Origin of the sequence: Streptomyces atriruber, assembly GCF_001418325.1 — a bacterium.
GTDB classification, from domain to species: Bacteria; Actinomycetota; Actinomycetes; order Streptomycetales; family Streptomycetaceae; genus Streptomyces; species Streptomyces atriruber.
This window is the reverse complement of sequence record NZ_LIPN01000069.1, coordinates 16,804-27,828: the sequence shown is the minus strand read 5'-3', so window position 1 is coordinate 27,828 and position 11,025 is coordinate 16,804. Positions and strand designations below refer to the sequence as shown.

Here is an 11,025-nt window from a genome sequence, read left to right as displayed (position 1 = left end):
ACAGCCCTCCTGGTGCCCGTCACGGCCCTGGCCCTCGGCGCCATCCTGACCACGGGCGTCGTCCTCACCACGGACGACGACGCGCCCGCCACCTCGGCGACCGGGCAGCACGACGCACGGGACATGAAGCCAGCGGCGGCACTTCTCGACCAGATCTCCGACGCCGCAGGCAAGGGCGACGCCCAGAAGGTCAGGGACGACCAGTTCATCTACACCCGGGCGAAGGTCCGGGAAGCGGACCTCACCAGCGGCAAGGCCGTGGTGAGCCCGGTCCGGGACGTCGAGTCATGGGCCTCGCAGCAGCCGGGCCCGCTCCACAAGCTCGGACTCACCCGTGAGAACGGGGAAACCCTGCCGATCAACGCCCAGCTGGGCGACACCGACGGCACGCCGGAGGGCCTCGACCGGCCCACCTACCACTGGCTGTCCTCCCTGCCCACCGACCCCGACAAGCTGCTGGCGCACCTGTACGCCAAGACGCCGAAGTCCGACGGGGTCGAGCGCGACCAAGCCGTCTTCGACCGCATCGGCAGCCTGCTCGGCGGGGTGATGCCGCCCAAGACGGCGGCTGCCCTCTACCAGGCCGCGGCGAAGATCCCCGGTGTCACCAGGTTGCCCGTGGCCAAGGACCTCACCGGCCGGACCGGCGTCGCCATCGCCCGTGACGACACGACGTTCGGTGCCCGCACCGAATGGGTCTTCGACCCGCAGGACTTCACCTTCCTCGGGTCGCGCAGCTATCTCTTCAAGGACACCCGGTACGGCAAGGCCGGGACGCTGATGTCCGCCCAGGCGGTGATCGACCACGCGGTGGTCGACGAGGCGGGCCGGGCACCGGCCGCCTCGCGGGAGAGCTGAGGTCCGTGCGCGGCGGCGGTCGCGCCGGGTTCGCGACCGCCGCCCGCCGCGGGTTGCGTCCATGATCCGTGCCGCCATGGTGGACGTCGTTCGCGTACGGGAGCATGCTTCGGAAGAAGCGGTGGCGCGAGGCCCGTCAGTTCAGCGGGACGTGTCCGGGGGGACACGCCGAACGGCTCGCCCACCCGACACGGGGGCGCCGGGGTGAGACCGGCTGGTCCCGCGCGCGACGCGGGGTTCGGCCCACCACCTTGACCCCCGCGGACACAACGGGGGACAGCATGACGGCACGGAGCCGCAAAGCCTGGTTGTACAAAAGCCAAGCCCGCCGCCGACCGGGACCACGACCCACCACAACGAACACAACGAACACATCACCGGCACCCACTACGGCCACCACAGCAGCCACAGCAGCCACAGCAGCCACAGCGAACCAACCTCAACCGCCCCCTGACCGCCACCGCAGGTCCACGACGTGGCTGCATCGCACCCAGACCCGTATGTGGGTACTGCGAGACCAACTCGACGCCTCGAAAGGGCCATCGGACCGCCCGCACCACGCGGAGACCCGGGAGGGGCAGTCGCGGGCGGGAGCGGAGCGCCTCCTCGACAAGGCCGAGGAATACATGCGACAGGCCGCCGGAAACCGCGACCTCCGCTGGCGAGTGGGCAGTTGGTGGAACGGTCTGGCGTACGAGGGCACGCTGGCGTGCCTGCACGCAGCCGAGGTCGCGATCATCGCCCAGTCGGCGCCGGCCAGGGCGTGGACCCGGATCGACACGGTGCTCGCCCTGGCGGGGCCGCTCTGCCAGAAGGACCCGCGCCTCACACTGGTCGAGGAGCTGAAACTGAAGGACTCGCCGCACGACGAGCGGGTGCCCTGGGCCGTCGCGGCCCTCTTGGAGGCCGCCTACGCGGCCCAGGAGGAACGAGCCGTACGCAGCCGCAACTTCCGCAACCGGCTCATCCGTTCCGGCAGCGTCCTGACGGTACTGCTCATGGTGACCGTCCTGGTGGCCTGGCGCAGCGCGGGGGCGCTCCCGGTCTGCTCGGACGGCTGCCCCCGCCGGACGGATCCGGGTCTCCGTGAAGTCGGTCTGGTCATGCTGCTGGGGATGCTCGGTGCGGCCACGCACGTGGTGGGACGACTGCAGAAGATGGGCGGCAGCTGGAACCCGTACAACCTCCCCTTCTACCAAGAGCTCATCAAGCTCCCGATCGGCGCGCTGACCGCCGTGATCGGCTTGCTCCTGGTGGACACCGAGTGGCTGCCGATGATCAAGGCACCCGACTCCTGGCGCGGCGTCATGGCCTACGCCGTAGTGTTCGGGCTGTCCCAGATCGCCCTCACCCGGACCATCGACCAGCGCGCGGACAAGATCCTCGCGTCCGATCCGGACCCGGACGAAGCCCGGCAACTGGAGAATGTCCCCGCTCCCGACCCCGACCCCAGACGGCAGACGACCCCGGAGTTCTTGACTTGAACGCTCAGGTCGGAGTGATCGCCTCGTACGACTTCACACGAGAAGCGGAACTGCGCCGCTGGTTCCCGCCGGGCGTGGAGTGCACGCTGAGGTGCACCGAGAAGGTCCTTTCGTACGCGGACAACCTGGACCTCGTCACCCGCCTGGGCAAGTCGCGCCTGCTGGTGGAACCGACCCGGGACCTGGTGGCACGCGGAGCCGAAGCGGTGGCGTATCTGTGCACCGCGTGCAGCTTCGTCGGCGGCGCGGCGGGCGAGCGGGCGCTGCGGGAAACGATGACGGGACACGGCGCGCGGCGGGCGCTGACGACCAGCAGCGCCACCATCGGTGCGCTCCGGGCCGTCGGCGCCCGCCGCGTCGCCGTCGTACATCCCTACGAAGATCCGGTCGACCGACTGCTCGCCGCGTACCTCGACGCATCCGGCTTCGAGGTCGTGGCGCTCACGCCGCTCGGTCTCGACGCGGTCGAGGACGTCTACGCGGTCGGCGAGCGGGACGTACTGGACACCGTCGTGGCCGGAGACCGTCCCGAGGCGGACGCCCTCTTCGTCAGCTGCACGGCGCTGCCCACCTACGACGCACTCCCCCGCCTCGAAGAGCGCCTGGGCAAGCCCGTGATCAGCGCCAACCAGGCGACGGCGTGGGCGCTGCTGGAGGCGGTGGGCACACGGGCGCACGGCCCGGGACAGCGACTCCTGGAAGAAGCCCACGCCTGACGCCTGATACCTGACGCCCGAAGTCCGCAGCCCGACCATACGCCCGTCCACCGAACCGACTACTCGTCAGACGACGACAACCCGACGCCCGCGCGTGTGACCCGCCTGGCTGTCGACGTGCGCCGCCGCGGCATCGGCGAGCGCGTACGACTTCTCGACCGGAATGTGCAGCTTTCCCCGGGAGATGAGGTCGGCGGCCTCGGCGAGCGCGTCCGGCACGCTCCCGGCCACACCGGAGAAGCGGACCCCGAGCTCCGGCGCGCCGAGATCGGCGATGGAGACGACCTTGCGCGGATCCCCGGTCAGCTCGACGAGTTCGCGGATCACGCCCGAGCCCGCCAGATCGAGAGCCGCGTCGACATGACCGAGCTCCCGCACCCGCTCGACCCACCCCTCGCCGTACGTCGTGGCGAGGGCACCCAGGCTCCGCAGGTAGTCCTGGTTCGCGGCACCGGCCGTGCCGATCACCGCGATGCCGCGGACGCGGGCGATCTGCAGCACGGCAGACCCGACTCCCCCGGACGCGCCGCTGACCAGCAGCGTCTGCCCGGGCTGCACTCCGACCTCGCGGATGACGCGCAGCGCGGTCTCCACCACGGACGGATACCCAGCCGCTTCTTCGAACGTCAGCCCCGCGGGCATACGGGCCCAGGCCGACAGCACGGCGAACTCGGCATAGGTGCTCGACCCCTCGCCGAACACACGCTCGCCGACCTCAACCCCTAGGACACCGTCGCCGACCTCGTCCACGACCCCCGAGGCATCCAGCCCGACCCCGGCGGGCAGCTCGGTCGGATGGGCGCCGAGTTTCTGACCCTCCCGGATCCTCCAGTCGACGGGGTTCACGCCCGCCGCCCTGACGGCGATGCGTATCTGGCCGGGACCCGCGTGGGGCTCCTCGGCATCCATGAGTTGCAGAACGTCCGGACCGCCGAACTCGGCGAAGCTCACTCTCTTCATGCGATGGACCGTAACACTAACGGTTAGCCTTTTGGAACCGTTGCTTTTTCAGCACAGCTACACCTTCGTATTTGATAGCGTCAGCGCATGACCGTGCAGCCCGGCCGCCGCGAGCGCAAGAAAGCCGCGACCCGCCAGAAGATCGCCGACACAGCAATGCGGCTCTTCCAGGAACACGGGTACGACGCGGTCGGCATCCGCGACGTGGCCGCCGAGGCCGACGTCGCCGTCACCACGCTCTTCTCCCACTTCGCCTCCAAAGAGGCCCTGGTGTTCGAACTGGACGAGGACTTCGAGCAACGCCTCGTGCGAGCGGTCACGGACAGGGCACCGCAGGAACCACTCATCCCCGCACTGCGGCGCGAGATCCACGCCTTGGTGCGCCACTGCACGGGCGACGGCGCGGCGCCGACCTGGCAGATGATCGACGCGTCACCCGCCCTGCGGCAGTACGAGGCGTCGATGAGGCTGCGCCACGCGGAGTCCCTGGCAAGAGCCATCGCCGCCGACCCCCACGCCGACTCCGCCCCCGCCCCCAACCCGCCCCGGACCACGACGACTTGCCGGACGATCGCAAGGTTCGCGGTCGACGCGTTCTCACTGGCCCGCGAGGAACCCGATCCGCAGGCGGCGGTGGACGAGATCTTCGTGATGATCGAGGCTGCGTGGGAGGCCATCGAACCGACGTAGGCACTGCTTGCGAGCGATGCCCGATTCCCGGCGGCCTATGGCCAGGGCGCGAGGGCCGGGCGCACGCTGTTGACAGTCCGGTACGACGTCCTGGGGTGGGTCATGGATGCGTTGGCGATGGCGGTGGGTTCGGCCCTGGTGGCGGCAATGGCCACGGATGCCTGGCAGCAGGCCCGGGACGGCCTGGCCGCCCTCTGGCAGCGGATCCATCCGGAGCAGGCAGAGCAGATGGACAGCGAGCTGGAGACACTGCGGACGCAGATCCTCCAGGCTCGCCAGGACCAGGACCCCAGCACCGAGCAGGCCCTGGAGGGCATGTGGCGCCTTCAGTTGCAGGCCTTGCTGCAGCGGGAACCGTTGGCAGCCGGTGAGTTGCGCCGCCTCTTGGACGAACAGCTCGCACCCGCGCTGGACCCGGGTCAGCGGGAACGGGCGTACTCGGTCCTCCAGAACACAACGGTATTCGGCGGAACGAGCATCGTGGCGGGGCGGGACGTCTACCGGGAGCCGCCGACCCCAAAAGCTTGATTCCGCCCGATCGACCGCCCGACGCGCGCGTTGAACAGCAGGGGACGGTCACCGGGCCGGGGGAACTCCATATGCCCGCCCGCGACATGTACAGAACGACGGTGCACGAAGCGGCTCCGCCCGAACGGCCGGTGATCAGGCACGGTCTGCCCCAAGACATCACGGCGTTCACCGGGCGCGAGCGCGAGCTGGCGCGGCTCTTGGCCCTGACGGCCCCGAGCCGCGTGACGAACGTCCACACCGTCGACGGGATGCCCGGGGTGGGCAAGACCGCCCTGGTGACCCGCGCCGCACACATGCTCACCGGGCGCTTCCCGGACGGACAGTTCTTCTGCGACCTGCATGCCCACACCCCGGGCATGTCCCCCGCGAAAGCCATCGATGTGCTGGCCGTGCTGCTGACCGATCTGGGCCTCGACCCACGCAACCTGCCCCCGACCGTCGAAGGCCGCTCCGACCTCTGGCGTGACCGGCTCGTCGGCAGGCGCGTCCTGCTGGTACTGGACGATGCCGCAGGCCACGCCCAGATAAAGCCGCTCCTGCCCGGCGGCCCCGGTTGCCTGACCCTGGTCACCAGCCGCCGCCGTCTCATCGCCTTGGACGGCGCCGATCCTCTGTCCCTCCCCCCGCTCGCTCCGTCAGAAGCAGCCGAGTTGTTCACCAAGGCCGCGCACCGCACCCCGACCGGGAGCGAGCACACGGCAGTTGCCCAGGTGGTGCGGCTGTGCGGCCGGCTGCCGCTGGCGATCGTGCTGCTCGCCGGCCGCCTGCGGCACAAAGACAAGTGGTCCATCACCCGGTTCACCGCCGAGTTCACCGATGCCCAGGATCGCCTGAGCGAAGTTGTCGGCGAGGACCGCGCGGCCCACTCCGCCTTCGCCCTCTCCTACCAGGACCTGCCCGACGATCAGCAACGCCTGTTCCGCCGCATCGGACTCCACCCCGGCCCCGACCTTGACGCCTACGCTGCGGCCGCCCTCGACGGCATCCCCCTCGCGTCCGCCCGACGCCGCCTGGAAGCCCTCTACACCGACCACCTCTTGGAAGAGATCACCCCTGGTCGCTACCAGCCCCACGATCTTCTACGGGCATACGCCCGCACCCTCGTCACCGACCGCGACCCACCCGACGACCGGACTCGGGCCGTCGAACGTCTCCTGCTCCACTACCTGCACACCGCCCAGCGCGCCGACCGCCACCTGGCCCGTATCCCGCGTCTCGAGAACCCGTCCGTGGTCGCGCAGTTCGCCGCACCCGAACTGCGCGACCACACAGACGCCCTGGCCTGGATGCGCACCGAACGCGCCAACCTTCTCGCCTGCATCGACACCGCCACCCCGGACCAGGCCCCTCACGCGGTCCGCCTGACCGCCGCCCTGGCAGCCTTCCTCCTCCAGAACGGATCGTGGCACCAGGCCGCCACCCTCCACCGACGCGCCGCCACCGCCGCCCACGACCACAACGATCCGCACGGCGAAGCCGACGCCCTCCACGAACTGGGCTGCGTCCGCTACCTGACCGGCGACAACACGGAGGCGGCCCGGCTCCAGCAACAGGCCCTCGCCCTGTACGAGGCCCTCGGCGACCGGCTCGGCCAGGCCAACGTCCTCAGCGAATTGGGCCGCGGGCAGGGACTGAGTGGTCACTACGAGCAGGCAGCCAGGCTCCACGAGCAAGCCCTGACCCTGTACGAGTGCCTCGGCAACCGCCACGGTCAGGCCCACGTACTCAACACCCTGGGCCGCATGGGGTACGTGACCGGCGACTACGAACAGGCGGACCAACTCCACGAGCGGGCACTGGCCCTGTACGCGCACCTCGGCAACGAGCACGGACAGGCCCAGGCCCTGCACGGACTGGGCCGCGTACGGTGCGGAACCGGTCACCACGAGCAGGCGGCCCGGCTCCACGCAGAGGCCCTCACCCTGTTCGAGAGCGTCAGTGACCGACTGGGCCAGGCTCAGGCCCTCCATGGGCTGGGTCATGTGCGATACGTGACAGGTGACCACAAGCAGGCAACCCGACTCCACACGCGGGCCCTGGCCCTGTTCGAAAGCCTCGGCAACCAGCACGGGCAGGCCCATGCCATCCACGACCTGGGCCGCGCCCTTCAAGCCACCGGTGACCACGAGCAGGCGACCCAGCTCCACCAGCGGGCACTGGCCCTGTTCCAGGGCATCGGGGACCGCATGGGCCAGGCTCAAGCCTGCCACGGGCTGGGCCGCGTTCACTACATGGCAGGTGACTACGAGCAGGCAGCCTCACTCCAGCAGAAGGCCCTGACCCTGTTTCAGGAGGTTGGTGCACCGCAAGGAGAGGCCGAGGTACTCAATGACATCGGCGCACTGCTCGCCGAGTCCACCGGCCCGGAAGCAGCCCTCACCCCGTACCGGCAGGCCATGGGATTGGCACGACGGATCCGCAGCCCACTGGACGAGGCCCGGGCTCTGGAAGGGGCTGCTCGATGCCTCGCCCGCATGGGCGATCACGACGGGGCTCAGGCGGAACTCCGCCAGGCCCTCGCCATCTACCGGCGCACCGGCGCGGCAGAAGCGCAGTCGGCCGCCGAGTACCTGGCCACTTTGGTCACGCCCAAACCGCGTGGACACTGAGGCCACATCCGCTCGGCCCGACCGGCTCAGCGCGTGGCGAGCCGGTCCAGGAGGGCTGCGCTGCGTGCCAGCAACGCCCGCTCCTCGTCGGTGAGTTCGTCCTCGATGGCCTGCGCGAGCCAGCCGACCCTGCGGCCGCGCTCCGCCTCGAGCGCTGCCCGGCCCTCGTCCGACAGCTCGACCAGCGACTTGCGGCCGTCGGTGGGGTGCGCCCGGCGGGTGATCAGGTTCTGCTCCATGAGCAGCCCCACCGCCCGGGCCATCGACTGGGGGCGTACGCGCTGATCCGCGGCGAGGTCGCTGGTGGTCATGGCGCCGTCGCGGTCGAGCGCACCGAGCACGGCGACCTGGCCCAGCGGGATGCGGTCCTCGTGCTTGACGCGTCGAGTGAGCTTGCCCATCGCGGTGCGCAGCTCAGCGGCGATGACGGCGGCTTCCGAGGTGGGCATAGGGCACTTTACCGCGCTGACCAGCAAACCTGCGCACCCGACCTGGACGGTGTGCCCGCCCGGAATCCCTGCGCTGCACCACGGCACTGCTCCACTGCGCCACTCCACTGCACAGCAATGCTGTGCAGCAATACTGCGCAGCCAAACTGATCAGCATTGCTGTAGGGTTTGCTGCTGTCGAGGCCAGCGCCAGCGTTGTCGCAGCCGGGGCCCGGCATACGACAACGGGAAGGACCTCCCATGTCCACAGAGGCAGTCGGAAGCGCCGAACACGCCGAAAGCACCGACGCCACCATCGAGACGGTCGCCGCCCGCCGGATCATCGACAGCCGGGGCAACCCCACGGTCGAGGTCGACGTCGTCCTGGCGGACGGATCCCTGGGACGCGCGGCGGTGCCCTCCGGCGCCTCCACCGGCGCCCGGGAGGCCGTGGAACTGCGCGACGGCGACTCCGCGCGCTGGCACGGCAAGGGCGTCGACCGTGCGGTGGCCCACGTCAACGGGGAGATCGCGGCCTCCGTGCGCGGCCGGGACGCGACGGACCAGGCGGGGCTGGACGCAGCGCTGATCGACCTCGACGGCACCCCGACGAAGTCCCGGCTCGGCGCCAACGCGGTCCTGGGCGTCTCCCTCGCCACGGCCAAGGCCGCCGCGGCCGCCCACCACCAACCCCTCTACCGCTACCTCGGCGGGAACGACGCCCACCTCCTGCCGCTGCCGATGATGAACATCGTCAACGGCGGCGCCCACGCCGACAATCCGCTGGACTTCCAGGAGTTCATGATCGTGCCCGTGGGCGCGGACACCTTCGCCGAGGCGGTCCGCATGGGCAGCGAGGTCTTCCACACCTTGCGGCGCGACCTGCTGGCCGCCGGGCACTCCACGGGCGTCGGCGACGAGGGCGGCTTCGCACCCGCGCTGCGCACCGCCGAGGAGGCGCTCGACTTCGTGATGGCCGCCATCGAACGCACCGGCTATCGCCCCGGCGCGGACATCGGCCTGGTCATGGACCCGGCGTCGTCGGAGTTCTTCCGCGACGGGGTGTACGACTACGCGGGCGAGGGCGTGCGCCGCACCCCCTCCGAGAACGCCGACTACCTGGCCAAGCTCATCGACGCCTACCCGATCGTCTCCATCGAGGACCCGATGGCGGAGAACGACCTGGACGGCTGGCGCGAGCTGACCGCCCGCGTCGGCGACCGCTGCCAGCTCACCGGCGACGACGTCTTCTGCACCAACGAGGCGCTGCTGCGCGAGGGCATCCGCGCGGGCGTCGGCAACTCGATCCTGGTCAAGGTCAACCAGATCGGCACCCTCACCGAGGCACTGACCGCGGTGGCCACGGCCCACCAAGCGGGCTGGACGGCCGTGATGTCGCACCGCTCGGGCGAGACGGAGGACACCACCATCGCGGACCTGGCGGTGGCCACGGGCTGCGGCCAGATCAAGACCGGCTCGCTCTCCCGCTCCGACCGTACGGCAAAGTACAACCAACTGATCCGCATCGAGGAGGAGTTGGGCGACGCGGCGCGGTATGCGGGGCGCTCCGCGCTGCGGCGGGCGTGAGCGGGCTGCGGCGGTAGCGGCCGTGTGGGCCCCGATGATGGTTGGGGCCCACATATCCCGGCCGTACCCCAGCCGTCTCGCGGCCGCATGCCGGCCCTTTGCCGGTTGCCGGATCATGGAAACGATCGCGTGAGGGGACACGGACGTGCGCGCACGGGGCATCAACTACGACACTGGATTCCTGCCGGGGGAAGAACTCTCCCGCAAGAGCTTCACCCCAGAGGCGGTCCGGCACGACATGGCGGTGATCGCCGGGGATCTGCGCTGTGACGCCGTCCGCGTCTCCGGACGAGATCCTGAACGGTTGAGCATCGCTGCGCGGCACGCTGCGGACGCGGGCCTCGAGGTCTGGTTCGCTCCCTTTCCCGTGGACCTTCCCCGCGACCGGTTGCTTCCGTTCTTCGCCGACTGTGCCGCCCAGGCCGAAGCCGTACGAGGGGCCGGTGCCGATGTGGTGTTCGTCGCCGGGTGCGAGATCAGCGCGTTCTGTGGTGGTTTCCTCCCGGGCGACACCTACGCCGACCGCATGCGGGCCATGGCCGCCGCCGACATGGAGTGGTGGTCCTCCCTCGGACCGATGCAAGAACGCCTCACCGACTTCCTGTCCCAGATCGCCGAGACCGTCCGCGCGCACTTCGGCGGGCAGGTCACCTACGCCTCGGCGCCGTGGGAGTTCGTCGACTGGGGCGCGTTCGACATCGTCGGCATCGACGCCTACCGGGCCGCCTACAACGCCGACACCTTCCGCAACGAGCTGCGCGGACACCTCGCCCACGGCAAGCCCGTCGCGGTGACCGAGTACGGAACCTGCGCCTACCAGGGCGCCGGAGAGCGCGGCGGCATGGCTTGGCAGGTGCCGCACGGTGCGGCCCCCGACGAGGACGAGCAGGCGCGCTACCTCACCGAATTGCTGGACATCTTCGAGGAGGAGGGCGTGGACACCGCGCTCTGGTTCACCTTCGCCGGTTACAGCAGACCCGGGGAGCAGGACCTCGGCTCCTACGGCGTCGTCCGGATGCTCGACGAGAGGCGCTGGGAACCGAAGAAGGTGTTCCACACGATGGCAGCCAGATACCGACGCAGCTGATACAGCTGATGCAGCGATGCGACAAGGCGTCGAGCAGCAGCCGCAGGCGACAGGCCGCGGACTGCCGATCCTGAC

Annotated in this window: 10 protein-coding genes; 8 read left to right on the top strand and 2 right to left on the bottom strand. The window is 70.2% G+C overall.

All coding sequences use genetic code 11. The annotated features are described in order from the left end of the window. The 3 genes from AOK03_RS08605 to AOK03_RS08595 form a co-directional block, all read left to right on the top strand. Positions 1-858, top strand: an 858-nt coding sequence (locus tag AOK03_RS08605; protein WP_157868888.1) for a CU044_5270 family protein, incomplete at its 5' end; no start/stop codon positions are given. A gap of 500 nt (positions 859-1,358) precedes the next feature. After that, positions 1,359-2,342 (top strand): hypothetical protein, encoded by a 984-nt coding sequence (locus AOK03_RS08600; protein ID WP_055564575.1) that lies wholly within the window; start codon positions 1,359-1,361, stop codon positions 2,340-2,342. Further along, entirely contained in the window at positions 2,339-3,058 is a 720-nt protein-coding gene (locus tag AOK03_RS08595) for a maleate cis-trans isomerase family protein (RefSeq protein WP_055564574.1), read from the top strand. The genes AOK03_RS08600 and AOK03_RS08595 overlap by 4 nt, the downstream gene beginning before the upstream one ends. A gap of 66 nt (positions 3,059-3,124) precedes the next feature. Here AOK03_RS08595 and AOK03_RS08590 read toward each other — a convergent pair whose 3' ends face one another. After that, the gene (locus tag AOK03_RS08590) at positions 3,125-4,018 is read right to left on the bottom strand and encodes an NADP-dependent oxidoreductase (RefSeq protein ID WP_055564573.1); all 894 of its coding nucleotides are present in this window, start codon (positions 4,016-4,018) and stop codon (positions 3,125-3,127) included. A gap of 87 nt (positions 4,019-4,105) precedes the next feature. Here AOK03_RS08590 and AOK03_RS08585 point away from each other — a divergent pair, with 87 nt between their 5' ends. From AOK03_RS08585 to AOK03_RS08575, 3 genes are all read left to right on the top strand, one after another. Then, positions 4,106-4,708, top strand: coding sequence for a TetR/AcrR family transcriptional regulator (locus AOK03_RS08585; RefSeq protein WP_055564572.1), 603 nt, complete (start codon positions 4,106-4,108; stop codon positions 4,706-4,708). A 102-nt stretch (positions 4,709-4,810) separates the two neighbouring features. After that, entirely contained in the window at positions 4,811-5,236 is a 426-nt protein-coding gene (locus AOK03_RS08580) for a hypothetical protein (RefSeq protein ID WP_063792448.1), read from the top strand. Between the two features lie 101 nt (positions 5,237-5,337). Next, positions 5,338-7,848 carry an ATP-binding protein gene (locus tag AOK03_RS08575; protein ID WP_167355587.1) on the top strand — a complete coding sequence of 837 codons (2,511 nt, stop codon included), beginning with the start codon at positions 5,338-5,340 and terminating at the stop codon, positions 7,846-7,848. A 26-nt stretch (positions 7,849-7,874) separates the two neighbouring features. Here AOK03_RS08575 and AOK03_RS08570 read toward each other — a convergent pair whose 3' ends face one another. Further along, on the bottom strand, positions 7,875-8,297 hold the full coding sequence (locus AOK03_RS08570) for a MarR family winged helix-turn-helix transcriptional regulator (RefSeq protein WP_055564569.1): 423 nt from the start codon (positions 8,295-8,297) through the stop codon (positions 7,875-7,877). Between the two features lie 240 nt (positions 8,298-8,537). Between AOK03_RS08570 and eno the strand changes: the two genes are divergently transcribed. Together eno and AOK03_RS08560 are read left to right on the top strand one after the other, a co-directional pair. After that, the gene (gene eno, locus AOK03_RS08565) at positions 8,538-9,863 is read left to right on the top strand and encodes a phosphopyruvate hydratase (RefSeq protein WP_055564568.1); all 1,326 of its coding nucleotides are present in this window, start codon (positions 8,538-8,540) and stop codon (positions 9,861-9,863) included. 145 nt (positions 9,864-10,008) lie between these two features. Then, a complete protein-coding gene (locus AOK03_RS08560) occupies positions 10,009-10,950 on the top strand; it encodes a hypothetical protein (RefSeq protein WP_055564567.1) in 942 nt (313 codons plus the stop codon). Positions 10,951-11,025: the final 75 nt, after the last annotated feature.

What these genes read in the sequence shown, in the direction of transcription:
- eno (WP_055564568.1), top strand. Translation starts at nt 8,538, where the DNA reads ATGTCCACAGAGGCAGTCGGAAGCGCCGAACACGCCGAAAGCACCGAC.
- AOK03_RS08600 (WP_055564575.1), top strand. Translation starts at nt 1,359, where the DNA reads ATGTGGGTACTGCGAGACCAACTCGACGCCTCGAAAGGGCCATCGGAC.
- AOK03_RS08580 (WP_063792448.1), top strand. Translation starts at nt 4,811, where the DNA reads ATGGATGCGTTGGCGATGGCGGTGGGTTCGGCCCTGGTGGCGGCAATG.
- AOK03_RS08570 (WP_055564569.1), bottom strand. Translation starts at nt 8,297, where the DNA reads ATGCCCACCTCGGAAGCCGCCGTCATCGCCGCTGAGCTGCGCACCGCG.
- AOK03_RS08590 (WP_055564573.1), bottom strand. Translation starts at nt 4,018, where the DNA reads ATGAAGAGAGTGAGCTTCGCCGAGTTCGGCGGTCCGGACGTTCTGCAA.
- AOK03_RS08585 (WP_055564572.1), top strand. Translation starts at nt 4,106, where the DNA reads ATGACCGTGCAGCCCGGCCGCCGCGAGCGCAAGAAAGCCGCGACCCGC.